At 73.5% G+C, this 24022-nt stretch carries 26 protein-coding genes and 1 riboswitch; of the genes, 17 read left to right on the top strand and 9 right to left on the bottom strand.

From position 1 onward, the window contains the following. Window positions 1-80 precede the first annotated feature (80 nt). Complete coding sequence (locus tag ACILRH_RS11550; RefSeq protein WP_395693400.1) at window positions 81-998, bottom strand: FAD:protein FMN transferase; 918 nt, start codon at window positions 996-998, stop codon at window positions 81-83. A 1-nt stretch (window position 999) separates the two neighbouring features. Then, a complete protein-coding gene (locus ACILRH_RS11545; RefSeq protein WP_395693398.1) occupies window positions 1000-1236 on the bottom strand; it encodes a hypothetical protein in 237 nt (78 codons plus the stop codon). Window positions 1237-1393: 157 nt separating this feature from the next. On the opposite strand from ACILRH_RS11545, the gene ACILRH_RS11540 reads away from it, so the two are divergent. Then, window positions 1394-2785, top strand: coding sequence for a hypothetical protein (locus ACILRH_RS11540; protein ID WP_395693396.1), 1392 nt, complete (start codon window positions 1394-1396; stop codon window positions 2783-2785). Between the two features lie 47 nt (window positions 2786-2832). Here ACILRH_RS11540 and ACILRH_RS11535 read toward each other — a convergent pair whose 3' ends face one another. Beyond that, window positions 2833-3327 (bottom strand): nuclear transport factor 2 family protein, encoded by a 495-nt coding sequence (locus ACILRH_RS11535; RefSeq protein ID WP_395693394.1) that lies wholly within the window; start codon window positions 3325-3327, stop codon window positions 2833-2835. Between the two features lie 179 nt (window positions 3328-3506). Between ACILRH_RS11535 and ACILRH_RS11530 the strand changes: the two genes are divergently transcribed. Next, window positions 3507-3695: a hypothetical protein gene (locus ACILRH_RS11530; protein WP_395693392.1), complete on the top strand. Its 189-nt coding sequence runs from the start codon at window positions 3507-3509 to the stop codon at window positions 3693-3695. An 11-nt stretch (window positions 3696-3706) separates the two neighbouring features. Here the strand turns inward: ACILRH_RS11530 and ACILRH_RS11525 are convergent, their stop codons facing one another. After that, entirely contained in the window at window positions 3707-4156 is a 450-nt protein-coding gene (locus ACILRH_RS11525) for a DUF6314 family protein (RefSeq protein WP_395693390.1), read from the bottom strand. A gap of 125 nt (window positions 4157-4281) precedes the next feature. Here ACILRH_RS11525 and ACILRH_RS11520 point away from each other — a divergent pair, with 125 nt between their 5' ends. Continuing rightward, window positions 4282-5319 (top strand): endonuclease/exonuclease/phosphatase family protein, encoded by a 1038-nt coding sequence (locus ACILRH_RS11520; protein ID WP_395693388.1) that lies wholly within the window; start codon window positions 4282-4284, stop codon window positions 5317-5319. A 19-nt stretch (window positions 5320-5338) separates the two neighbouring features. Here the strand turns inward: ACILRH_RS11520 and ACILRH_RS11515 are convergent, their stop codons facing one another. Together ACILRH_RS11515 and ACILRH_RS11510 are read right to left on the bottom strand one after the other, a co-directional pair. Continuing rightward, window positions 5339-6103, bottom strand: a complete 765-nt coding sequence (locus tag ACILRH_RS11515; protein ID WP_395693386.1) for an MBL fold metallo-hydrolase — start codon at window positions 6101-6103, stop codon at window positions 5339-5341. Continuing rightward, window positions 6100-6873, bottom strand: coding sequence for a putative protein N(5)-glutamine methyltransferase (locus tag ACILRH_RS11510; RefSeq protein ID WP_395693385.1), 774 nt, complete (start codon window positions 6871-6873; stop codon window positions 6100-6102). Before ACILRH_RS11510 ends, ACILRH_RS11515 begins: the two co-directional genes overlap by 4 nt. A 16-nt stretch (window positions 6874-6889) precedes the next feature. Between ACILRH_RS11510 and ACILRH_RS11505 the strand changes: the two genes are divergently transcribed. Genes ACILRH_RS11505 through ACILRH_RS11480 form a run of 6 tightly spaced genes read left to right on the top strand, consistent with a single transcriptional unit; the run spans window position 6890 to window position 11887 of the window. After that, window positions 6890-7249 (top strand): hypothetical protein, encoded by a 360-nt coding sequence (locus ACILRH_RS11505; RefSeq protein ID WP_395693384.1) that lies wholly within the window; start codon window positions 6890-6892, stop codon window positions 7247-7249. Beyond that, complete coding sequence (locus ACILRH_RS11500) at window positions 7246-7662, top strand: hypothetical protein (protein WP_395693382.1); 417 nt, start codon at window positions 7246-7248, stop codon at window positions 7660-7662. The genes ACILRH_RS11505 and ACILRH_RS11500 overlap by 4 nt, the downstream gene beginning before the upstream one ends. Before the next feature lie 19 nt (window positions 7663-7681). Further along, the gene (locus tag ACILRH_RS11495; RefSeq protein WP_395693380.1) at window positions 7682-8869 is read left to right on the top strand and encodes an NADH:flavin oxidoreductase; all 1188 of its coding nucleotides are present in this window, start codon (window positions 7682-7684) and stop codon (window positions 8867-8869) included. A 45-nt stretch (window positions 8870-8914) separates the two neighbouring features. Continuing rightward, window positions 8915-10000, top strand: a complete 1086-nt coding sequence (locus ACILRH_RS11490; protein ID WP_395693379.1) for a diacylglycerol kinase — start codon at window positions 8915-8917, stop codon at window positions 9998-10000. After that, the gene (locus ACILRH_RS11485) at window positions 9997-10803 is read left to right on the top strand and encodes an SDR family oxidoreductase (RefSeq protein WP_395693377.1); all 807 of its coding nucleotides are present in this window, start codon (window positions 9997-9999) and stop codon (window positions 10801-10803) included. Before ACILRH_RS11490 ends, ACILRH_RS11485 begins: the two co-directional genes overlap by 4 nt. 10 nt (window positions 10804-10813) lie before the next feature. Further along, entirely contained in the window at window positions 10814-11887 is a 1074-nt protein-coding gene (locus ACILRH_RS11480; RefSeq protein ID WP_395693376.1) for an MBL fold metallo-hydrolase, read from the top strand. Window positions 11888-11895: 8 nt separating this feature from the next. On the opposite strand, the gene ACILRH_RS11475 is transcribed toward ACILRH_RS11480, so the two are convergent. Further along, window positions 11896-12381 carry a GNAT family N-acetyltransferase gene (locus ACILRH_RS11475; RefSeq protein ID WP_395693375.1) on the bottom strand — a complete coding sequence of 162 codons (486 nt, stop codon included), beginning with the start codon at window positions 12379-12381 and terminating at the stop codon, window positions 11896-11898. Beyond that, window positions 12378-13304 carry an alpha/beta hydrolase gene (locus tag ACILRH_RS11470; RefSeq protein WP_395693374.1) on the bottom strand — a complete coding sequence of 309 codons (927 nt, stop codon included), beginning with the start codon at window positions 13302-13304 and terminating at the stop codon, window positions 12378-12380. The genes ACILRH_RS11475 and ACILRH_RS11470 overlap by 4 nt, the downstream gene beginning before the upstream one ends. A gap of 90 nt (window positions 13305-13394) precedes the next feature. On the opposite strand from ACILRH_RS11470, the gene ACILRH_RS11465 reads away from it, so the two are divergent. The 8 genes from ACILRH_RS11465 to ACILRH_RS11430 all read left to right on the top strand — a co-directional run bounded on the left by ACILRH_RS11465 (window position 13395) and on the right by ACILRH_RS11430 (window position 23376). Next, on the top strand, window positions 13395-13982 hold the full coding sequence (locus ACILRH_RS11465; protein WP_395693373.1) for a carboxymuconolactone decarboxylase family protein: 588 nt from the start codon (window positions 13395-13397) through the stop codon (window positions 13980-13982). Further along, complete coding sequence (locus ACILRH_RS11460; RefSeq protein WP_395693372.1) at window positions 13979-14851, top strand: RNA polymerase sigma-70 factor; 873 nt, start codon at window positions 13979-13981, stop codon at window positions 14849-14851. The genes ACILRH_RS11465 and ACILRH_RS11460 overlap by 4 nt, the downstream gene beginning before the upstream one ends. 15 nt (window positions 14852-14866) lie before the next feature. Continuing rightward, window positions 14867-14975, top strand: a riboswitch (TPP riboswitch). Then, entirely contained in the window at window positions 14975-16021 is a 1047-nt protein-coding gene (locus tag ACILRH_RS11455) for a thiamine ABC transporter substrate binding subunit (RefSeq protein ID WP_395693586.1), read from the top strand. (Overlaps the previous riboswitch by 1 nt.) Continuing rightward, the gene (locus tag ACILRH_RS11450) at window positions 16018-17679 is read left to right on the top strand and encodes an ABC transporter permease (RefSeq protein WP_395693370.1); all 1662 of its coding nucleotides are present in this window, start codon (window positions 16018-16020) and stop codon (window positions 17677-17679) included. Before ACILRH_RS11455 ends, ACILRH_RS11450 begins: the two co-directional genes overlap by 4 nt. Continuing rightward, a complete protein-coding gene (locus ACILRH_RS11445; protein ID WP_395693368.1) occupies window positions 17680-18669 on the top strand; it encodes an ABC transporter ATP-binding protein in 990 nt (329 codons plus the stop codon). Window positions 18670-18696: 27 nt separating this feature from the next. Beyond that, entirely contained in the window at window positions 18697-19737 is a 1041-nt protein-coding gene (locus tag ACILRH_RS11440; RefSeq protein ID WP_395693366.1) for a phosphatase PAP2 family protein, read from the top strand. A gap of 254 nt (window positions 19738-19991) precedes the next feature. Next, the gene (locus ACILRH_RS11435; protein ID WP_395693365.1) at window positions 19992-21341 is read left to right on the top strand and encodes a C40 family peptidase; all 1350 of its coding nucleotides are present in this window, start codon (window positions 19992-19994) and stop codon (window positions 21339-21341) included. A 58-nt stretch (window positions 21342-21399) separates the two neighbouring features. Next, window positions 21400-23376 (top strand): acyl-CoA dehydrogenase, encoded by a 1977-nt coding sequence (locus ACILRH_RS11430; RefSeq protein WP_395693363.1) that lies wholly within the window; start codon window positions 21400-21402, stop codon window positions 23374-23376. Window positions 23377-23493: 117 nt separating this feature from the next. Here ACILRH_RS11430 and ACILRH_RS11425 read toward each other — a convergent pair whose 3' ends face one another. Beyond that, window positions 23494-23985 carry an inorganic diphosphatase gene (locus tag ACILRH_RS11425; RefSeq protein WP_395693361.1) on the bottom strand — a complete coding sequence of 164 codons (492 nt, stop codon included), beginning with the start codon at window positions 23983-23985 and terminating at the stop codon, window positions 23494-23496. Window positions 23986-24022 lie beyond the last annotated feature (37 nt).

Raw genomic sequence — 24022 nt, 5'->3', positions numbered from 1 at the left:
GGGGAAACCTGACGTTGTCGGGGGTTGCAACCCCCGACAACGTCAGGAAGAGCCTGACAACCCCCGGCGCGTGGCCGGCGTCAGGCGGCCTGCTGCTCGGCGGGCCAGCCGCCCACGGGGTGCACGCGGCCGGTGTCGTCGACCAGCCGCGCGGTGAGGCCGCGCTCGCGCAGCCACCGCAGGCCGGCGGTGCCCTTGACGACGGCCGCGGTGCTGGCCGCGTTGGCGTCGGCGCAGCGGTCGGCAGCGACGCTGACGGTCCGCCACACCGCGGCCGCCGGGAGGCCGGTGGCCGGGTCGAGGATGTGGTGCACCGTCCGACCCGCGCGGTGCCAGGTGCGGTGCAGCGTGCTCGACGTGGCGATCGCGGAGCCGGCGGGCAGGGTCACGTGGGAGACCGGCTCGCCGGGCCCGTCGCCGACGGTCACCTGCCAGCCACCCTCGGGCGCCGGCCCGGCGGTGGCGATGTCGCCGCCGAGGCTCACCAGGACCCCGGTGCCGCACCGGTCGGCGACAGCCCCGGCGACCAGGTCGGCGGCGGCGGCCTTCGCGGTCGCGCCGAGGTCCAGCTCGAGCGTCGGCGGGGCGGTCAGCCAGCCGTCGCCCACGCTCACCCGCTGCCAGCCGGGTGCCTGGCGGGCCACGACCGGTCGGCCGTCGTACGCCGGGAGCGCCGCCAGGTCGCGGTCGTAGCCGAGGTCCACCAGCGCCCGGCCGAGGGTCGGGTCGACGGCGCCGTCGGTCCACGCGGCCGCGTCGAGCGCGACGGTGAGCAACCGCTCGAGCACGGGGGAGATGCGGGTCCGCCCGTGGCCCTGGGTCAAGCGGGCCGGCAGCCGGCGCAGCTCGCTGTCGCCGCGGAACCGGTTGGCCGCCAGGTCGACCTCGGCCAGCAGCCGGTCGGCGACGGTGCGCGCCTCGGGCAGGCGGGACGGCTCGGTCACCACCAGCCGCGCCGAGGTGGTCCACAGGCTCCAGTCGTCGGTGGCGACGGGCATCTCAGGACCCCTGGGAGGTCGCGTGGCCGCCGGTCGAGGACCCCTGTCCGAGGGTGGTCCCGCCGGAGGTGCTCGAGCTCGACGAGCCGCCGGACCCCGGCCACGCGGTCGAGGAGTCGGTGGCCGCCACGCCGCAGGCGGTCGTGAGCGCGAGCGAGCCGGCCATCAGGCTGCCGGCGACGATCCGGCGCCAGGTGCGGCGCCGTCGGGTGCTGGAGGGCAGAGGTGCGTCGGTCATGGTCGTGAACCTAGGCATCGCCGCTGGCGCCTCGCTGTCCGTCGTCTGTGACCTTCCTGTGCGCCGATCGGCCATGCCGGGACTGCCCGGACGGGGCCCGTCCGGTGGCCCGTTCGGACCATGGCGCCGCCCGGGTGTCGAGAGCATGGTCGGGAGCATGCGACGACGTCACGCGCTCTGGCTCGCCCCGCTCCTGCTCCTCGCCGGCGTCCTGGCCGCACCGCCGCCGGCCCAGGCCGACCCGGGGGACTGGACCAAGATCTCCACCGGCACCGTGGGCATCGGCTACGAGTCGAGCCTGCACCGCACCGCCGACGGGGTGCTGCACGTGGTCTACCCCAGGGGTGCCGGCAGCGCCTCGACCTACGGGCACACGTCGGTCCGTCCCGACGGCTCGCTCGCGAACCAGTCCACCGTCCTGTCGCCCGGCTGGTCGACGCTGGACTCCGCGCCCGCGCTGATCGGCGACGGGACCGGGCTGCGGATGGTCTTCGGCGGGATCCAGACCCTCTCGTCGGGCTTCTGGTCCGACGGGCGGATGTACACAGCGACCGCGCCGGCGTCCGGCAGCAGCTGGACGCTGCCGGCGCAGGCGGTCGGGATCAGCCACTCGGCGTACGGGAGCTACGGCACCGCGGGCGTCGAGCTCGCCGACGGCACCCCGGTCGCCGCGTTCCCCCTCAGCAGCGACATCACCTGGCACGTGGGCACGGGCCCCGAGGCCGACCAGGCCTTCACCTTCGGTGCCTGTTGCGTCTACGACCTGGCCATGGTCCGCAGCGGCGCCGCGGTCTGGCTGGCCTGGTACGCCAACGGCGGCACCAGCGGCACCAACGGCGTCTTCGTCAAGCAGATCCTCCCCACGGTCGGGCCCACCACCAAGGCACCCCAGTCCAGCCAGGGTGCGAGCTCGGTGTCCACCGGCACGGTGGCCCTCGCGGCCAGGTCCGGCGGCGGGATCTACGCCGCCTACTGCGTGGGCTACCCGACCTGCGACCACATCGGGCTGTGGCGGGTCGGCTCGTCGACGGTGCGCACGGTGCCCGGCAGCCGGTACGCCGCGACGATGTCCCTGAGCCCGGGACCGTCCGGACGGCTGTGGGTCGCCTGGTCGGACAACATCCCGCGCGTGCGGGCGGTCCGCACCGCGGTCAACGGTGCGACCTTCGGTGCCGTGCGCACCGTCGGCATGCCTCCGCACAAGGCGGCGGTCTACGACCTGGCGCTCGACGGCACGACCGGCCGCGGTGACGTGGTGGTCAACGTCGGCGACGGGTTCTGGCACACCCAGGTCGTGCCGGGCCTCACCCTGCGGGCGACCCCGACGACGTGGCGGCACGGTGTGCGCCGGACGGTCACCTTCACCGTGACCGACGCGGGTGCGGCCGTCGGCGCCGCCCACGTCCAGGGCGGCGGCCGGTCGTGCACGACCTCGGGGAGCGGGCGGTGCACGATCACGTTCCCGCCGTCCACGGCGAAGGGACCGATCACGGTCAGGGTCACCCGCAGCGGGTACGCCGCGGGCGCCGTGCGGCTCCGGGTGACCTGACGGGCCGCAGCGGCGACCTGCTGCTCGCTCGCGTGCGCGCTGACTCCTCAGCCGAACGACGCGAGCCAGGCCCGGCCCTCCTCGGAGAGACGGCCGTGCGCGTCGGCGACCTTCGCCCAGCGCCGCGTCGCGCGCAAGAAGGTGGCCGGGTTGTAGACGTCCTCCTCGCGCGACCACAGTCCGTCGCCGGCGTAGGTGAGGATCGTGATGTTCGCGGCCCCGTGCCGCTCGCCGTCCCCGGGGTCGACCAGGTCGTTCCAGACCTCGCACACGATCCGGCCGCGGTCCTCGTCGACGACGTGCCAGGTGATGGGGAACCGGGGCATCGCGCTGCCGGGGAAGGTGGTCATCGTCGAGACGATCCAGCCCCGGATCGCCTCCCGTCCGGCGAAGTCGCCGTACGCGTGCTCGCGGTAGGTCGCGTCCTCGGTGAACAGGTCCGCGAACCGGGCCCAGTCGCCGGAGCCGGCGATCCGGTCGACCTCGTCCTGGTAGTGCTGGAACGCCGCCTCGAGCTCCGCGCGCGGCCAGGGGGTGCTCATGGGGGGACAGTAGGCGGCCGGCGCCGGACATGGAACACGTTCTAGTGGATTCGGCGGGACGGCACCACGGCTCGGGGGCACTCTTGACAAGGTATTGATCGATTACTACCTTTAGTGATCATTCGATGCCAACCGCTCTCCCGGACGCTCCGGGAGGCGCTCGAGAACAGGACCTCGCCATGATCGACACCTCCACCCTCATGCCGTTCGCCATCGCGGTGCTCGCCCTGGCCGCCGTCACCGCCGTGCTCGGCCTGGTCGGCCTGGTCCAGGTCGTCGCGGAGCTCGGACGCCGCCGCGACCGGCGCGCGTCGGTGCACGCCCTCCCGGTGGTCGGCCGCACGGCGCCCGCGTCGCGGGCGGCCTGAGGAGGCCGTGCTCAGCCGGGCCGTTCGGCGTCCGCCGCAGGGCGGAGCGCCGTGGTCATCAGGTAGTCCTTCTCGGGCCCGCTCGCGTGCCACTCCACCCGCCAACCGTCGTCGGTGAGCTCGATCAGCCCGACGTAGTGGTCCGGCGCGCACGGGTGCTCCACCCGGCGGTCCACGGCCCAGGGGTGGAACGGACGACCGTCGGCGAACTCCACCCACCACCCGGCCTCGGTGCGCACCACGAACAGGGTGCGCTCGACCGGCACCGTGTGACCGTCCCAGGTCATCGTCCCCGTCTCGTGCCAGCGCACCCGGTCGGCCGACTCCAGCGCCAGCGTCGTCGTGCCGCGCACGTCGTGGCGCCGGCCGGACCGGCGGTCCTCGACGGTGCGGCGCAGCTCCCACGTCCCGAGCAGGTCGACCGGGCTGGTCCCGGGCGGGTGCGGCTCGACCGATGACACGGCCGCGACGCTACTCCCCGGCGCCGGCGCGAACCGATGTCGCCGACACTCCCGTGACCTGCGGGGTGCACGGGGCTCGTGAGGTTAGCGTGGCCTGACCTACCGGCGAGCTGAGGGGAAGCAGCGTGGTCCGACGGGTCCGTCTCGGGCGCCGCCACGACCCGGGCCGACCCCTGCGCTGGAACGGTCCGCCGCCGGTCCTGCTCGTCGCGACGGTCGCCGCGTTCGCTGTCCTCCCCTTCGTCCACCACGGCGCCGCACCGCGCGGCGCGGTCGCACCGGCGTCGGCCCCCGTGGCACCGTCCGGCGCGTCCCGGGGGCAGGACGCCGTGCAGCACCTCGAGGTCAGCCGGGGCGGCGTGGCCAGCGCCGGGCTCGCACCCCTGCGGCTGAAGCCGGCGCACGTGGGCGTGGCGTCGTTCAACATGTTCTACAAGCTGTCGGCCGACCAGGCCCGCCAGGATGCGCAACGGCTGACGCGAGAGGCCGACGTCGACGTCATCGGGTGGCAGGAGGCCCAGAACTTCTCCGGCGTCCTGCACGCGCTGCCCGGTTGGCAGACCTACACCTCGCCCGGGTCGGAGCTCGCGGTGTCCTGGCGCAGCTCGCAGTTCGACCTCGTGACGGCCCACCTGCGCGAGGTGGCACGCGGTGTGACGGTGACCGAGGGGCGCTACCCCTTCGCGCGTCGGCTGGTCCTCACGGTGACCCTGCGCCACCTGGAGACGGGCCGGACCCTCACGGTGGTCGACGCCCACCTGCCGCACATGATCGAGGACCTCGCCCGGCCCGGACACTGGACGCCGACGCTCAACGCCGGCCGCGCCCGGGCCCAGCTGCGCAGCATCGCGTCGACCTGGCGCGGGCTCGGCGACCACGAGGCGATCGGCACCGGCGACTTCAACTTCGACGCTCGCGCGGATGCCGCCGAGGACCCCGCGGGCGGGCCGCGGGCGGTGCTCGGCCCGGTCGCGATCTCGTCGTACATGGCGCTCGGCACCGACGTCGGGGCGACCTACCCCGAGAACGACCGCCGCATCGACTACGTCTGGGCCGACCGCGAGGCCTACGAGGCGGGGCGGATCCGGTTCACCGCGCAGCGCGTCGTCGGGGGCATGAACAGCGACCACAACGCGCTCGTGGCGCACCTGCTGCTCTCCTGAGGGGCCCGGGGCGGGTCGCTCAGAGCGCCATCTGCCGGCCGGGCTCGGCGAGCACGGCGTGCACGGCCTGGCCCGCGAGCGCGTCGACGAACCGCTGGCCGGGCGTGGTGAACAGCCGCTCGTGGTTGGACCGCGCGATCCGGCGCAGCCCGAGCGGCCAGAAGGTGCCCCAGTGCACCGGGACGGCTGTCTCGGCCCCCACGGTGAGGACGGCGGACGCGCCGTCGACCGGGTTCATGTGGCCGTCCTCCAGCGTCGGCCCCCAGCCCCCGATGGGGACCAGGGCGAGGTCGACCGCCCCGACGTCGCGCATGTCCTCGCGCAGCTCGGTGTCGCCGGGGAACCAGAACGACCGGCCGCCGCCGTCGACCCGGAAGCCCAGCGGGGGACCGGTGATGCGCGTGTGCGGACCGCGCCCGCCGTCGTGGGTCGCGGGCAGGACGCGGACGGTCACCCCCGCGACCTCGACCACGTCACCGGGCTCGACCGGCCGGACCCGGTCGGCGCCGAGGCCGCGCAGCAGCGGCTCCCCGCCGCGCGGCACGAGGATCGGCACGTCCGGCGCGAACCGGCGCAGCGAGGGCAGGTGCAGGTGGTCGTGGTGCAGGTGGGAGATCAGCACCACGTCGGCCTCGCCGGCGTGGGCGGCCGGGCTGGCGGCGTACCGCCGGAGGTGGAAGAGCCGGTCGCTGAGCAGCGGGTCGGTCGCGACCCGGACGCCGCCGAGGTCGACGGTCGTCGACGCGTGTCCCCACCAGGTGAGGGCGAGGTCGCCGGTGCTCACGGCAGCAGCGTAGGGCGGCGGCCGGTCGCGACGGTGCCGTCCACGTCATCGTCGTGCGTGATCTCGGCGACGAGTCCCGCGGACTCCATCAGGGCGGCGGTCGCCGGACCCTGCGCGACGCTCGTCTCGACCAGCAGCCTGCCGCCGGGCGCCAGCCACTCGGGTGCGCCGGCGACGACCCCGCGTTGCACGTCGAGCCCGTCGGGTCCGCCGTCGAGCGCCACGGGGTGCTCGTGGTCGCGGGCCTCGGCCGGCATGGTCGCGATGGCGCCGGTCGGGACGTACGGCGCGTTCGCGACCACGAGCGCGACGCGCCCTCGCAGGTCGCGCGGGAGCGCGCCGTAGAGGTTGCCGTGGTGGACGCGCTCGGCGGGCAGGTTGCGACGGGCGCAGGCGACGGCGTCGGGGTCGAGGTCGGCAGCGTGCACCTCGACGCCGGGTACGGCGGCCAGGACGGCCGCCCCGATCGCGCCGGTGCCGCAGCACAGGTCGACCACGACGTCCCCGGGCCGCAGACCGGCCGTGGCCCGGCGCACCAGTGCCGTCGAGCGCAGGCGTGGCACGAACACCCCCGGTGCGACCGCGATGCGGAGGCCGCAGAACCCGGCGTGCCCCACCACCTGCTCCAGCGGCTCGCCCGCGACCCGCCGGGCCAGCAGGGCCTCGAGGTGGCCGGCGTCGGTCGCGGCCTCGCGCAGCTCGCGGGCCTCGTCCTCGGCGTACACGCAGCCAGCCGCACGGAGGGCGGCGACCAGCGCGTCGGGAGGCATGGTCGATGATGCTGCCATGCCGAGCGTGAGCACCCAGGTGACGTGGATCGTCGTGGGCTACGCGCTGCTGGTCGTCGTGCTCGCGCTCGTCGTCGCGGTCCGCCGCCAGGAGCGGCCGGGCTGGCTGGACCAGATGGCCTGGATGCTCGAGCTGCTGCTGGTGGTCCGGGCGCTGATCGGGCTGGGGCCGCTGCTGGGCGACGACCCGCCGCCGTCGACCTCGACCTACGTCGGCTACCTGATCGCGTCGGTGTGCGTGCTGCCCATCGCGATGAGGTCGGTCGACGGGGACCGCGCCGTGTGGTCCTCGGCCGTCGTCGCGGTCGCGGCGCTGGCGATCGGCGTGATCGCCGTACGACTGGAGATGACGGCGTGACGCCGGAGGCCGCGGTGCCCCGGTCGGGGCCGCACAAGGTCCTCCTCGCGTTCTACGCGCTGTTCACCCTCGCGGCGGGAGCGCGGGCGCTGGTGCAGCTGACGACGCAGTACGACGAGGCGCCGGTCGCCTACTGGCTCTCGCTCGCGGCGGCGGTGACCTACGCGCTGGGCTGGTGGGCGATCCGCCAGGCGTCGGCCGGGCACACCGGCTTCGCCAGCGTGATGCTGTGGGTGGAGCTCGCGGGCGTGCTCACCGTCGGCACCTTGTCGATCGTCGTGGACCGCTGGTTCCCCGACGCCTCGGTCTGGTCCGACTACGGGATCGGCTACGGGTTCGTGCCGGCCGTGCTGCCGATCGCGGGGCTGCTGTGGCTGCGCCGGCAGAAGCGGGACGCTCGCGCGGACCTGTAACGTGTTCTAGTTTGGTCCCGTGACCGACGTCTTCGCCCCCGCCACGCTGGGCCCGGTGCGGCTGCGCAACCGCACGGTCAAGGCCGCGACCTTCGAGGGGTGCACGCCGGACGGTCAGGTGACCGACGGGCTCGTCGACTACCACCTCGCGGTGGCGCGAGGTGGTGTCGGGCTCACCACCGTCGCCTACCTGGCGGTGGCCCCGGAGGGCCGGACGCACCGCGAGGTGATCGTGGTCGGGGAGCACTCCCTGGCCGGGCTCGCGCGGCTCGCCGACGCCGTCCACGCCGAGGGCGCGGCGATCGCCGGCCAGGTGGGGCACGCCGGTCCGGTGGCCAACGGCCGCTCGAACGGCGTCCACGCGATCAGCGCGTCGCGGATGCCGAGCCCCCTGTCCATGCAGATGATCCGGGCGGCGACCGAGGCCGACCTGACCCGGGTGACGCGCGCCTACGTGTCCGCGGCCCGGACGCTGGTGCGGGCCGGCTTCGACGTGCTCGAGCTGCACATGGCGCACAGCTACCTGGTCTCGTCGTTCCTCGCTCCCGGCCTGAACCGCCGCCGGGACCGGTGGGGCGGCTCGCTGGAGAACCGGGCGCGCCTGGGTCGCCAAGTGGCGCGCGCCGTCCGCGACGAAGTCGGCTCGGAGGTGGCGGTCACCGCCAAGGTCTCGGTGAGCGACGGCTTCAAGGGGGGCGTGACGACCGACGAGGGGCTGGCGTACGCGCAGCTGCTCGAGGCGGACGGCTGCCTCGACGCGCTGCAGCTGAGCGGTGGGTCGTCGCTGATGAACCCCATGTACCTCTTCCGCGGGGACGCGCCGGTCGCCGACTTCGCCGCGACGATGCCGCCGCTGGTGCGCTGGGGGATGAGGACGCCGGTGGGCCGGTCGTTCCTCAAGGCGTACCCGTTCGAGGAGGGGTACTTCCGCGAGAAGGCGCTGCGGTTCCGCGGCTCATTGTCGATGCCGTTGATGCTGCTGGGCGGCATCAACCGCCGCGAGACGATGGAGCGGGCGATGGCCGACGGGTTCGACTTCGTCGCCATGGGCCGGGCGCTGCTCCGCGAGCCGGACCTGGTGAACCGGCTGGCCGCGGGCTCCGCCTCCGCCGGCGTCTGCTCGCACTGCAACCGCTGCATGCCCACGATCTACTCCGGCACGCGGTGCGTGGAGGTCGAGTCGTTCGCTTCACCGGCCGACCGGTGAAACGTGCAGACACGCCGAGGGAGCACCGGCGTGTGATTGCCCCGCATGGGAGAGCCACTGAGGGTCGTCGTCTGGTCCACGGGGACGGTCGGTCGCCACGCGATCGCGGGCATCGACGCCCACCCCGACCTCGAGCTGGTGGGGGTCTGGGTGTCCAACCCCGACAAGGACGGGAAGGACGCCGGCGTGCTGGCCGACCTCGGCCGCGAGCTGGGGGTCGCGGCGACCACCGACAAGCAGGCGCTGCTCGCGATGAAGCCGGACGCCATCGTGCACACGGCGATGACCGACGACCGGGTCTTCGAGGCGATCGAGGACCTCATCGAGTTCCTCGAGGCCGGCGTCAACGTGACCTCCAGCGGCCCGGTGCTCCTGCAGTGGCCCGAGCGGATCCTGCCGCCCGAGACGCTCGACCGGATCGCGAGCGCCGGAGAGCGGACGGGCGCGAGCCTGCACGTCAACGGCATCGACCCGGGGTTCGCCAACGACGTCCTCCCGCTGTCGCTGACCAGCCTGTCGCAGCGCATCGACGAGGTCCGGGTGATGGAGATCTGCGACTACTCGACCTACTACCAGCCGGTCGTGATGGGTGACCTGTTCGGCTTCGGCAGGCCGATGGACTTCCGGGCGTTCCTCTGGGAGCCCGGCATCCTGACCATGGCGTGGGGCAGCGTCGTCCGCCAGATCGCCGCCGGCCTCGGCATCACCCTCGACGAGCCGCTCACCGAGGAGGTCGACCGCCGCGCCGCCGAGGTCGACACGCCGAGCGTCAGCGGGGACGTGCAGGCCGGCACCATGGGCGCCGTCCACTTCCAGCTGATCGGCAAGGTCGACGGCGTGCCGCGCGTGGTGCTCGAGCACTACACGCGTACGGCGCCCGACCAGGTGCCCGAGTGGCCGACCCCGCCCGAGGGCGACGGCTGCTACCGGGTCGTCATCAAGGGTGAGCCGTTCATGCAGTGCGACTTCGTCCACCACGGCGAGCACGGCGACCACAACGTCTCCGGGATGATCGTCACCGCCCAGCGCATCGTGAACGCCGTCCCCGCCGTCGTCGCCGCCCCGGGTGGCCTCGTCACCGCCCTCGACCTGCCGCTGGTCACCGGCAGGGGGCTGGTGAGCAGGGCATGAGCATCCTCGACCGGTTCGCGGTCCCCGGGCAGGTCGCCATCGTCACCGGCGCCGGCCGCGGCCTCGGTGCGGCCACCGCCGTCGCGCTCGCCGAGGCGGGCGCCGACGTCCTCATCTCGGCGCGCACCGAGTCCCAGCTCGCCGAGGTTGCCGACCGGGTCCGCGCGACCGGCCGGCGCTGCGTCGTCGTACCGGCCGACCTCAACGACCTCGACGCCGTCGCCGGCCTGGCCCAGGCGGCGTACGACGAGCTCGGCCGGCTCGACACGGTCGTCAACAACGTCGGCGGCACGTTCCCGCGCGAGTTCCTGCAGACCAGCGGCCGGTTCCTCGACGAGGCGTTCCACTTCAACGTGACGACCGCCCACGCGCTCACCCGGGCGGCCGTCCCCCTGATGCTGCAGCACGACGACGGCGCCCAGAAGGCGGTCGTGACGATCAGCTCGATGATGGGGCGCACCGCGGACCGCGGGTTCGTCGCCTACGGGACGGCCAAGGCTGCGCTCGCCCACTGGACCCGACTGGCGGCCCAGGACCTCGCGCCCCGGATCCGGGTCAACGGCATCTTCGTCGGCTCCATCATGACCAGCGCGCTCGAGTTCGTCGCCGGGCAGCCCGAGATGATGCACCAGCTGGAGTCGAAGACCCCGCTGGGCCGGGTGGGCGAGCCCGAGGACATCGCGTCCGGGGTGCTCTACCTGGCGTCGAGGGCTGGGCAGTACGTCACCGGCAAGCTGCTCGAGATCGACGGCGGCATCCAGCAGCCGACCCTGGACCTCGGGTTCCCCGACGTGTCCGTCTAGGGTCGCGCCCGTGACCTCGTCGAGCACCCCCACCGCCCGCGCCGTCTCGCCGGACTCCGGCGAGCACTGGTCGGCCGAGGGCGCCTGGCGGGTGGCCGACGGCATCCACCGGATCCCGCTGCCGCTGCCGATGGACGGCCTCAAGGCGGTCAACGTCTACGTCATCGAGTCCGACGACGGGCTGACCCTCATCGACGGCGGCTGGTCGATCGAGGTCGCCCGTGACCTGCTGGAGCGCTGCCTGCGCGACGTCGGCTACGGGTTCGGCGACATCCGCCGGTTCCTGGTGACCCACATCCACCGCGACCACTACACGCTCGCGACGGTGCTCGGCCACGAGTACGGCGCCGACGTCTCGCTCGGCCTCGGCGAGAAGCCCGGGCTCGACCTGCTCAACGACGCGCTCGGTGGCGCGGTCGACTTCGACGGCAACCCGTTCCTGGAGGTGCTCCGCACCGCCGGCGCGCACGAGATCGCCGACCTGTGGGCGCTCGGGACGCCGGAGATGCCGGACCCCGCGTGGTGGCAGTACCCGCACACCTGGCTCGCCGGCGACCAGGCGATCGAGGTCGGTGCCCGGACGCTCGACGCCGTGCACACCCCGGGCCACACCCCCGGCCACTACGTCTTCGCCGAGCAGGCGGCCGGGCTGCTGTTCGCCGGCGACCACGTGCTGCCCACCATCACGCCGTCCATCGGGTTCACGGTGCCGCCGGTGCCCGACCCGCTCGGCGACTTCATGGCCTCGCTGACCAAGGTGCGCGCGCTGCCGGACCTCGTGGTCCTGCCGGCGCACGGCCCGGTCGCCCCGTCGACCCACGCGCGGGTCGACGAGCTGCTCGCCCACCACGAGCAGCGGCTCGCGCTCAGCCTGGCCGCGCTGGCCGACGGTCCGCTCACCGCGCACCGGGTGGCCCACCACCTGGGCTGGACGCGGCACGAGAAGGCGTACGGCGAGCTCGACCCGTTCGCGCAGGGGATGGCGTCGATGGAGACCAAGGCGCACCTCGAGCTGCTCGTCGCCCAGGGCCGCGCCACCCGGGCGGAGTCGCCCGACGGGGTGCTGTTCACCGCGGCGGGCTGACCGGCCCGTCAGTCCGCCGGGAGGATGACGCAGGACGGCCGGTCGGGCGGGGCCGCGGGGGAGCGGCGCATCGGGGTGTGCGGGATGCCGTCCTCGAGGAACTCCGGTCCGGCGACCTCGAAGCCGAACAGGCGGTACCAGTCGACCAGCGGCGACTGGGCATCCAGCACCACGTCGCGCCCGGTCGCCTCGGCCAGCGCCGTGGACATCAGCCGGTCCGCCCATCCACGCCCACGCGCGGCAGGGGCGAGCAGCACCCGCCCGATCCGCCACACCTCGCCGTCGTCCAGTACCCGGGCGTAGCCGAGCAGGTCGTCGGACCGGGCGTCGTCGGCCAGCAGCAGGACGTGACGCGTCGCGGGCTCGACATCGCGACCGTCGAGGTCGGGGTAGGGGCACTGCTGCTCGACGACGAACACGTCCTGCCGGATCTTGCAGATCGCGTAGACGGACTCGGGATCGAGCCGGTCGAAGGGGACCGCGAGGCACCTCATGCCAGGAACTCCACGGTGGTGGCCCAGGCGTCACCGGCCTCCGGGATGAACGGGAGCAGCGGGAAGACGTGGATCAGCCCGGGTCGCTCGACGTAGGTCAGGTCCCAGTTCGCGTCCGCGGCCCGACGGGCCAGCAGCCGGCACCCCGGCGCGAGGGTGTCGCGGGTGCCGCAGAACATCAGCGCGGGCGGCAGCCCCGTCAGGTCGCCGAGCGCGGGGGTGACCTCCGGCCGGCCGAGGTCGTCCGCGGAGCCGGCCCACCAGGCGGCGTAGACGTCCATCTTCGACAGGTGCAGCCACGGGTCGTCCGCGGAGAACGCGGCGGTCTCCGGCGTGCTCGTGGTCAGGTCGACCCACGGCGAGTGCAGCAGCAGCCGGGCCGGCTGCGGCCCGCCGCGGTCGCGCAGCGTCAGTGCGACGGCGAGGGCGTAGCCACCGCCGGCGGAGTCCCCGGCCAGCACCAGCTGGTCGGAGTCGGCCGTCCACCGGGCGGTCAGGTCGGCGACCTGCTCGTGGGAGTCGCGCCAGGTGTGCTCCGGGGTCAGCGGGTAGTCCGGCACCACGACCCGCGCCCCGAGCGCGGTCGCGAGCCGGGTGAGGTAGCGGACGTGGAAGGGGTCGATGCCGGACACGAAGCCGCCGCCGTGCAGGTAGAGCACGGTCCGCCGCGGCTCGGCGCCGCGCGGGGTCACGACGTACGACGCGAACTCGCCCGCCGCCCCCGTCAGCACCTCGGTGACCACCGAGAAGCGCCGGTCGAACCGCGGCACCAGACGGGTCGGCAGGCCGGCTCGGGCGCGCGCGTGCGCGGCGACCAGGCGGTCGCGCTCGATCTCCGGCGTCTCGAGCTCGGAGCTGCCGCGGAGCCGGGGCACGGCCCAGGCGAGGAGCTGGTGGCGGCGGCTCGGACCGGTACTGCTCATGAGGGCCACCTTGACAGACCGGGTGTCACAGATCGGTGCTGGCCGGTGTCTGGTGGTCGACACGCACGCACACACCCGTCAGGAGAAGCCATGCCGAGCACGTTCCGGATCCCGAAGGCCCCCGTCACCGGTCTCTACGGGCGGTTCCTCACCGCCTACGCCCGCCGGACCTACGGCCAGGTCCCCGACGGGGTGCACGTCTACTTCCACCACAAGCCGCTGCTGCGGGCCGTCCTCGGGTTCGAGGGCAAGGTGACCCGCTGGCGCGAGCTCGACCCGCACCTGAAGTCCTACGCGCAGCTCGCGAGCGCCGCCGTCATCGGGTGCAGCTGGTGCCTGAACTTCGGCTACTTCCTCGCGCACGACGAGGGGCTCGACGAGGCGAAGGTGCGCGAGGTGCCGCGGTGGCGCGAGTCCGACGTCTTCACCCCGCTCGAGCGCGAGGTCCTGGGGTACGCCGAGGCGATGAGCGTCACGCCGCCGACCGTCACCGACGAGATGACCGCGAGCCTGGTCGACCAGCTGGGTGCGCCCGCGGTCGTGGAGCTCACCCAGATGGTCGCGATCGAGAACATGCGCTCGCGGTTCAACGCGGCCGTCGGGCTGCAGAGCCAGGGATTCTCGGATGTGTGCGAGCTGCCCCTCGCCGTACCGTCGGGTGCCGTGAGGCCCGCATGACGACCAGCACCGACGTCTTCGTCGAGCACCGCAACCTGCTCTTCACCGTGGCCTACGAGATGCTCGGGTCGGCGGCGGACGCCGAGGACGTGCTCCAGGAGACGTGGCTGCGCTGGGCGGAGGTCGACCGGGACAAGGTCCGCGACGACCGCGCCTACCTGGTGCGGATCACGACGCGGCTCGCGCTGAACCGGATGCGCGCCAACGCCCGCCGCCGCGAGTCGTACGTCGGGCCGTGGCTGCCCGAGCCGCTGCTGACCACCCCCGACGTGGCCGAGGACGTCGAGCTCGCCGACAGCGTCTCCCTGGCGATGCTGACCGTGCTCGAAACGCTCGGGCCGACCGAGCGGGCGGTGTTCGTGCTGCGCGAGGTCTTCGACCTGACCTACGACGAGATCGCCGTCGCCGTCGACAAGACCCCGGCCGCGGTGCGGCAGGTCGCGCACCGGGCCCGAGCGCACGTCGAGGAGCGCCGGCCGCGACGCGAGCCCAGCCCGAGCGAGCACGAGCGGGCGCTGCAGGGCTTCCTGACCGCGGTCGCGACCGGCGACGTCCAGGGCCTGATGGACGTCCTGGCGCCCGACGTCGTGCTCGTCACGGACGGCGGCGGGGTGAAGAAGGCCGCGCTGCGTCCGATCCTGGGGCGCGACAAGGTCGTCCGGTTCCTCGATGCCGTCACCGACGGCATCGACGCCGTGGTCGACGTCGTCGTGGTCAACGGCGCGCCCGCGCTGCGGGTGGTCGTCGACGGTGAGCTGGACACCGTCGCCTCGATGGTCGTCGAGGACGGCCTGGTGACCGGCCTCTACGTCGTGCGCAACCCGGCCAAGCTGGCCCGGCTCGACGCGGTCGTCACCCTCACCCGCTGACGGGCTACGCTCGGCTCCACAAGACAGGGGAGCACGCCTCGACGTGCTGAGAGTGCGGACCAGCCGCAGACCCTATGAACCTGCTCCGGTTAGCACCGGCGAAGGGAGTCGGAGTTGAGACGCATGCATGCGGTGGTGCCTGCCCTGCTGGGCGCGGCGCTGGTGGTGACCGGTTGCTCGGTGGTCGGCGAGGACGGCGGGAGCGACCAGCCCGCGTCGGACCGAGTCGTGCTGGTCACGCACGACTCGTTCGCGCTGCCCAAGCAGCTGGTCGCCCGGTTCGAGGAGCAGAGTGGCTACCGGCTGGTGGTCCGCGGGTCCGGCGACGCGGGGACGCTCACCAACAAGCTGGTCCTGACCCAGGACGACCCCCTGGGCGACGTCGCCTTCGGCGTCGACAACACCTTCGCGTCCCGGGCGCTCGACGCCGGGGTCTTCGCGCCGTACGACGCCGCGCTGCCCGACGGTGCCGACCGCTACCGCCTGCCCGGCGACGACGAGCACGCGCTCACGCCGGTCGACAACGGCAACGTCTGCGTGAACGTCGACGACACCTGGTTCGCCGACCACCACCTCGCGGCACCGACCGACCTGGACGACCTGGCCGACCCGGCCTACAAGGACCTCTTCGTCACGCCGGGAGCGGCCACGAGCTCGCCGGGGATGGCCTTCCTGCTCGCCACGATCGCCGCCTACGGCGAGGACGGGTGGCAGGACTACTGGTCGCGGCTGATGGCCAACGGCACCGAGCTGGTCGACGGGTGGTCGCAGGCCTACGAGGTCGACTTCACCCAGGGCGGCGGCAAGGGCGACCGGCCGATCGTGCTCTCCTACGACTCGTCGCCGGCGTTCACGGTGTCCGGAGGGAGGTCCTCGACCAGTGCCCTCCTCGACACCTGCTTCCGCCAGGTGGAGTACGCCGGCGTGCTCGCCGGTGCGGAGAACCCGACGGGTGCCGAGGCGCTGGTCGACTTCCTGCTCACCCCCGAGGTCCAGGCGGCGCTGCCCGACAGCATGTACGTCTTCCCGGTCGACGCGTCGGTGCCGCTGCCGAGGCAGTGGTCCCGGTTCGCGCGCCAGCCCACCGACCCCCTGACGGTCGCCCCGGCCGACATCAGCGCGCACCGTGACGAGTGGCTGCGCGAGTGGAGCGACGTCACCTCCCGATGAGCACGTCGCCTCGGTGGTCGAGCCTGACGAGACCCCTGACGCTCGCCGCGCTCGCGGCCGTGCCGCTCGCGGTGCTCGGCGTCTTCTTCGTGCTGCCCGTGCTCGGGATGCTCTCGGAGGGCTTCGTCGTCGACGGACGGTTCGACCCCGGGGCGGTCGCCGAGGTGCTGGCCCGGCCCCGCACCCTGCGGGTGCTCTGGTTCACGATCTGGTCGTCGGTGCTCGGGACGGTGGTCTCGCTGCTGCTCGGCGTCCCGGCCGCCCACCTGCTGCACCGACGGTCGTTCCCCGGGCGGGGGCCGCTGCGCGCCGCCCTCCTGGTGCCGTTCGTGCTGCCGACCGTGGTGGTGGGCGTGGCGTTCCGCGAGCTCATCGGGGAGGCGGGCCCGCTCGGCTTCCTCGGTCTCGACGGGTCCGCGGCCGCCATCGTGGCCGGCCTGGTGTTCTTCAACGTCTCGGTGGTGATCCGCGCGGTCGGCGCGTCCTGGGAGTCCCTGGACCCGCGGCCCGCCCAGGCGGCGGCCGCGCTGGGGGCGAGCCCGGCATACGTCCTGCGCACGGTCACCCTGCCCGCGCTGCGGCCCGCGATCGTGTCGGCGGCGAGCGTGGTGTTCCTCTTCTGTGCGACGGCCTTCGGGGTGGTGCTCACCCTCGGCGGGCTGCGCTACTCCTCGGTGGAGACCGAGATCTACCTGCTCACGACCAACCTGCTGGACCTGCAGGCCGCAGCGGCGCTGTCGATCGTCCAGCTGCTCGCGATCGTGGCGCTGCTGCTGGTGACCAGCCGGCTGCGCACCGTCCCGGACCCGACGCTCGCACGGACCACCGCCCGGCCCCCGCGGCCCACGCGCGGTGACTGGCCGGGCGTCGCGGCGACCGCCGTCGTCGTCGTGCTCGTGGGCCTGCCGCTGGCCGCGCTGGTGGCCGGGTCGCTGCGCGTCGGTGACGGGTGGGGCGTCGCGAACTACCGGGCCCTCACGACGGAGGGCTCGCGGCAGGCGCTCCTCGTGCCGGCGACCGACGCGCTGGTGACCTCGCTGCGCACGGCCGTCGACGCGACCTGGATGGCGCTGACGCTCGGTGTGCTGGTGGCCGTCGTGGTGTCCCGCCGCTCGCACTCCCGGGCCGAGCGACGCGTCCGCGGGCTGCTCGACGGCATCTTCCTGCTGCCGCTCGGCGTCTCGGCGGTCACGCTCGGTTTCGGCTTCCTCATCACGCTCGACCGGCCGCCGGTCGACCTGCGCGACTCCCTGCTCCTCGTCCCGGTCGCCCAGGCGCTGGTCGCGCTGCCCCTGGTGGTCCGCACGATCGCGCCCGCCCTCGGCGGCGTCGACGACCGGCAGCGCCAGGCCGCCGCGTCGCTCGGCGCCGGCCCGCTGCGCACCTTCGCGACCGTCGACCTGCCGGTCCTCTGGAAGCCGCTGCTCGCCGCCGCCGGGTTCGCCTTCGCGGTCTCCCTCGGCGAGTTCGGCGCGACGTCGTTCCTCGCGCGCGAGGACCACCCGACCCTGCCGGTCGTGATCTACCGGCTGATCGGGCACCCCGGTGCGATGAACTACGGCATGGCCCTGGCTGCCTCCGTCCTGCTCGCCGCGACCACCGCCCTCGTGCTGCTCCTGGTGGAGCGGCTGCGGGTGCCGTCGGTGGGGAGGCTCTAGGTGCTGACGGTCGAGGACCTCACGATCGCGTACGACGGTGCGCCCGCCGTCGTGGACGCCTCCTTGGCGCTCGCCGACGGCCAGGTGCTGGCCGTCCTCGGGCCCAGCGGCTCGGGCAAGTCCACGCTGCTGCGCGCGATCGCCGGCCTCGAGCCGGCCGCGGCCGGGCGGGTCTGCTGGGACGGCGCCGACCTGGCCGGCGTACCGACCCACAAGCGCGGGTTCGCCCTGATGTTCCAGGACGGGCAGCTCTTCGGGCACCTGACGGTCGCGCGCAACGTCGGCTACGCGCTGCGGCTGCGTCGCGCCCCGGACGCGCGGGCGCGGGTCCGCGAGCTGCTCGACCTCGTCGGGCTGGCGGGCTACGAGGACCGGCTGCCCGCCACGCTGTCAGGAGGGGAGCGCCAACGGGTGGCGCTGGCCCGGTCCCTCGCGGTCCAGCCCCGGCTGCTGCTGCTCGACGAGCCGCTCTCGGCGCTCGACGCCGGACTGCGCGAGCGGCTCGCGACCGACCTGCGCGACATCCTGCGGTCGTCCGGGACGACGGCGCTCATGGTCACCCACGACCAGGAGGAGGCGTTCACCGTGGCCGACCGGCTTGCGGTGATGCGCAGCGGCCGGATCGTGCAGCAGGGCGAGATCGCCGACGTGTGGCGGACGCCGGCCGACCCGGAGACCGCCCTGTTCCTGGGCTACGCCCGGGTGCTGACCGGGCCTGCCGCGGCCCGGCTGCTGCACGCCGCCGGGTTGCCGGAGACCGGCGCGGTCGCCGTACGCCGGTCCGCCCTCGTCGTCGCCCAGGACGGTCCCCTCGCCGGCACGGTCGTGTCGGCCCGGGTCACGCCCGAGCAGATCCGCCTCGTCGTCGACGTCGACGGGGTCGGCGAGCTCGACGCGGTCGCCCGCCTGGACGCCCACCCGGCCGCCGGGGACCGGGTGGCACTCGTCGTGGACGGGTCGCGGACCGCCCCGACCTCAGGTCTCCGCTGACGTGCGCGGGTCCCTACACTGGCGACCGTGTACCGCCGCGCCTACGCCCTGCTCGTGGGCAACGCCGTCCTCATGGGCGTGCTGGCGGTCCTCGTCTCGGTGATCTACGACAAGCAGCTGGTCGACCCCGAGGGCAGCTTCCTGGGCCCGTCGTGGCTGCGGCTGCCGCTGCTGCTCGGCATGGCCCTGGCCCTGGACTTCGTCCCGCGCACGCTGTGGCTCTCACGCGGCAACCCCAAGCTGTGGCGCGGCATCGCCGTGGAGCGCTGGCGGTCACACTGGAACCGGGAGCGCCGCACCCTGGTCGCGCTCGGCATCATCTGCTTCTACGTCGTCTACGTCAGCTACCGCAACCTGAAGTCGTTCCTGCCGTCGGTGCGCGACGTCCTCTACGACCGCGAGCTGCACATGCTCGACAAGGCGCTGCTCTTCGGCCACGACCCGGCGGTGGTGCTGCACGGGATCCTCGGCGAGGGGATCGTGGCGTGGCCGCTGTCCTACGTCTACCTGTGGTTCCTGCCGCTGGTGCCGTTGGCGGTCACGGCCTGGCTGGTCTGGTCGCGCAACATCTCCTACGGCTACTGGTTCGTGACCTCGCAGTGCATCGCCTGGACGCTCGGCACCGCCTCCTACTACGCGCTGCCGACGCTCGGGCCCGGCTTCGAGTACGCCCAGCTCTACTTCGGCCTGCCGCCCACCGAGGCGAGCCGGCTGATGGACGCGCTCGCCGACGGCCGGCACTCGGTCCTGTGGGCGGGCACCACCGACACCGTCCAGTCCGTGGCGGGCTTCGCCAGTCTCCACGTCGCGATCACGCTGCTGGTGGCGCTGATGGTGCAGTACACGACGCAGATGCGCTGGCTCAAGGTGGTCTTCTGGGTCAACTTCGGGCTCACCTGCATCGCCACGCTCTACTTCGGCTGGCACTACATCGCCGACGACGTCGCCGGCGTGATGATCGCCTTCGTGTCCTTCTGGGTCGGCGGGATCGCCAGCGGCCAGAAGTTCGACAAGCACCTGCACTCGCACCCGACGACGACCACCTCCGCGGTCCCCGTCGACCGCTGACGCTGCCCTCTCGGGGCGGGTCCCGGGTGGGATACCCACGGACGAGACGCATGGTCCTGGGCGCCAGAACCATGCACTTCGTCCGTGGATATCGCAGCACACGGCGCCCGCCCTTAGAACTACATGGATGTAACTTTCAAGCCGACACGCCGATGAATCTGAGAAAATTGGGACAAAGTGTTTCTTTTGTGACAAGAGTTCTCTAGCGTGCTGCGAGTGCCGCATGGGGCGGCCGGGTCGAAGGAGGCAGCGCAGTGCGGACACGTGGGGCGGCAGCAGCCCTGGCCCTGGCCCTCGTGACCGGTGGCGCGCTCGCCGGTGCCGCGGCGGCCGACGACCACGACGTGCCCACCCGCCAGGACGTCCGCGACGCCCGCGCCGCCGTCGGCGCGGCCGCCGACTCGGTGGCCGCCGTCCGCGCGCAGCTGGTGGTGGCGAACCAGCAGCTGCAGCAGTCCGCCATCGCCGCCGCCCAGGCCAGCGAGGCCTACAACGGGGCGCGCTGGCGTGCCGCCGAGGCACGCCGGGCCGCCCAGGCGGCCCGGGAGCGCTCGCAGGTCGCGGCCACCGACGTACGCCGTCAGCAGCAGACCTACGGCGACGCGCTGGTGTCGTCCTACGAGATGGCCCCCGAGCTGTCGGCGCTGTCCGCGATCGTCCGGTCCGACGGGATCGGCACCGTCGTGGACCGCACCACCTCGCTGCGCAACGCCCAGACGGCCCTGGACGACAACTACGACCGGTTCCGCGCCTCCGCCGTGCTCGCCACGGTCGCCGAGAAGCAGGCCGCCGCAGCGGAGGACGACGCGACGGCCGCGGCCCGGCGCGCGCGGGACGCTCGCGACGCGGCCCAGGCGGCCGCGGACCAGGCGGCCGCCCAGGCCGCCGCCATCGCCGAGCAGAAGACGGCCCTGATCCAGCGGCTCGCCGAGCTCCAGCATGTCAGCGTCGCGCTGGCCGAGCGCCGGCAGTCCGCGCTCGAACAGCGCGCCGCGGCCGCGGCGGCCGCCGCCGCGGAGGCCGAGCGCGAGCAGCAGGCCGCCCAGGAGCAGGCCGCCCAGGAGCAGGCCGCCCAGGAGCAGACCGGACAGGAGCAGGCCGCCCAGGAGCAGACCGGACAGCAGGCGCAGGACCAGGCGCAGGACCAGGCCCGTGACCCGCAGGCCCCCTCGGCGCCGGACCCGTCGCCCGCGCCGTCGAGCCCACCACCCGCCCCGGACCCGGCGCCGCCGGCCCCGGCCTCCGGCGTGGGTGCCGCGATCGCCTTCGCGCGTGCCCAGATCGGCGAGCCCTACGTGTGGGGCGCGGCCGGACCGAGCTCGTGGGACTGCTCGGGCCTGACCATGGGTGCCTGGCGGGCCGGCGGGAAGTACCTCCCGCACTACTCGGTCGCGCAGTACGAGCAGTCCACGCCGATCTCGGCCGGCCAGCTGCAGCCCGGTGACCTGGTGTTCTGGGGCTCCTCGAGCAACCCGTCCTCGATCTACCACGTGGCCCTCTACGTCGGGGGTGGCCAGATCATCCAGGCGCCGCGCACCGGCAGGGACGTCGAGGAGACCTCGATGTACTACTGGATCACGCCGAACTTCTACGCCCGGCCCTGACGCAGAAGGCGGTCCAGATCACCGCGTGGCGCGGGGGCGGGCTGGGTAACCACCACCCATGGCCACCGACACCGCCGCGCCGTCGACCGCCCGGCCGGTCCCGCCCGACGTCGACGTGCCGGCCCTGCGGGCGCTGCTCGACGGCAGGTACGCGGAGGTGCGCGACCTGGTGCGCACCAACCTGGCGGCCTACGCCGACATCCTCGAGGAGGCCGAGGAGCTGTCCGTCGACGACTTCCGCGGACGGGTCCGCGAGGTCGTCGTCGAGATGGCCGGGACCGGCCAGACGGGGATGGGCTTCCCGCAGCAGTACGGCGGAGGCGGCGACATCGGCGCCTCGATCGCCGCGTTCGAGACCCTGGCGTACGGCGACCTCTCCGTCCTGGTGAAGGTCGGCGTGCAGTTCGGGCTCTTCGGTGGGGCGATCCTGCAGCTGGGCACGAAGCGTCACCACGACGCCTACCTCGCGGACCTGGTGTCCGGACGGCTGATGGGCTGCTTCGCGATGACCGAGTCCGGCCACGGATCCAACGTCCAGGCGCTGGGCACCGTCGCGACCTACGACCCGGCGAGCGAGGAGTTCGTCGTCACGACGACCCGCGAGGACGCCCGCAAGGACTACATCGGCAACGCGGCGAGGCACGCCGAGCTCGCGGTCGTCTTCGCCCAGCTCGAGGTGGGTGGCACCTCAGAGGGGGTGCACGCCTTCGTCGTCCCGATCCGGGTCGGGGGCGAGCCGTGCGCCGGCGTACGCATCGAGGACGACGGCCGCAAGATGGGCCTCAACGGCGTCGACAACGGGCGGCTGTGGTTCGACGGCGTCCGGGTGCCGCGGACCGCGTTGCTCGACCGGTTCGCCTCCGTCACGCCTGACGGCCGCTACGAGAGCCCGATCGAGAACCCCAACCGCCGGTTCTTCACGATGCTCGGCACGCTCGTGCAGGGCCGGGTCTGCGTGGGCGGTGCCGGCATCAACGCGGCCAAGGTCGCGCTGGCCGTCGCCGTGCGGTACGGCGACCGTCGGCGCCAGTTCGAGGCGACGTCCGAGGCCGAGGAGGAGCTGCTCCTCGACTACGGGCTGCACCAGCGCCGGCTGCTGCCGCTGGTCGCCCGGACCTACGCTCTCCACTTCGCCCAGGAGGTCGTCGCCGCCCAGCTGCACGAGGTCTTCTCCGGCACCACCTCGCCCGACGGCAGCGACGACCTCGCGCGGCGCGAGCTCGAGTCACGGGCGGCGGGCACCAAGGCGCTCGGCACCTGGCACGCGACGCGGACCATCCAGGAGTGCCGCGAGGCCTGCGGCGGCGCGGGCTACCTCGCCGTGAACCGGTTCGCGGCGCTCAAGGCCGACACCGACGTCTTCACGACGTTCGAGGGCGACAACCACGTGCTGCTGCAGCTGGTGGCCAAGGGCCTGCTCACCGACTACGCCAGCGACTTCGAGGACCTCGACCAGCTCGGGACCGTGCGGTTCGTGGCCGGCCTGGCCGTCGAGACGATCATCGAGAAGACGTCGGTCCACAAGCTCCTGGAGCGGGTCCGCGACCTGCTGCCGACCGGCGGCGAGGACGGCGACGCCGAGGCCGGGCTGCTGGACGCCGACCACCAGCTCGCGATGCTGCGGTTCCGCGAGGAGCACGTGCTGGCGGGGGTCGCCCGCCGGCTCAAGCGCGGCATCGACCAGGGCCTGGCCCCCGGGGAGGTGTTCTCCCGGGTGCAGGACCACGTCGTCGCGGCCGCGAACGCCCACGTCGAGCGGCTGGTCCTCGAGGCGTTCGTCGACAAGGTCCGCTCGGTGCCCGACGGTGACAACCGGGTGGCGCTGCGGCTGCTGTGCGACCTGTTCGCGCTCACGACCATCGAGGCCGACCGGGCCTGGTTCATGGAGCACGGCCGGCTCTCGGTGCAGCGCTCCAAGGCGATCAGCCGCGAGGTGAACCGGCTCTGCCGGGCGATCCGCCCGATCGCCGTACCCCTCGTCGACGCCTGGGGCATCCCGCCGGAGGTGCTTCGCGCGCCGGACCTGGTGGGCTGACCTCAGGGGCCTCGTGCGTCACTCCTTTCCCCGGTCGACCGGGGAAGAGTGCACGACACGCCGTCTGCGCACGGCGTGTCTGCTCATTTCCCCGGTCGACCGGGGAAACGAGCGGGCTCAGTGCCCCTCGGTCTCGAACCGCTTGAACGAGTTCTGCACCTCGGCCTCGGCCTCGGTGCGCCCGACCCACTCGGCGCCCTCGACCGACTTGCCGGGCTCGAGGTCCTTGTAGACCTCGAAGAAGTGCTGGATCTCCAGCCGGTCGAACTTCGACACGTGGGAGATGTCACGCAGGTGCTCGAGACGGGGGTCCGTGGCCGGGACGCACAGGACCTTGTCGTCACCACCGGCCTCGTCGGTCATCCGGAACATGCCGATGGCGCGGCACCGGATCAGGCAGCCGGGGAACGTCGGCTCCTGGAGGATCACCATCGCGTCGAGCGGGTCGCCGTCGAGGCCCAGCGTGTTCTCGATGTAGCCGTAGTCGGCGGGGTACTGCGTCGAGGTGAACAGGGTCCGGTCGAGGCGGATCCGGCCGGACACGTGGTCGACCTCGTACTTGTTGCGCTGTCCCTTGGGGATCTCCACCAGCACGTCGAACTCGAGCACGTCATCCTCCGGGCGTCGTCAGGTCACGAGAGGCCCG

Origin of the sequence: Nocardioides sp., assembly GCF_044226765.1 — a bacterium.
Classification (GTDB): domain Bacteria; phylum Actinomycetota; class Actinomycetes; order Propionibacteriales; family Nocardioidaceae; genus Nocardioides.
The sequence above is the reverse complement of the archived record's forward strand: the minus strand, read 5'-3'. Positions and strand labels throughout refer to the sequence as shown.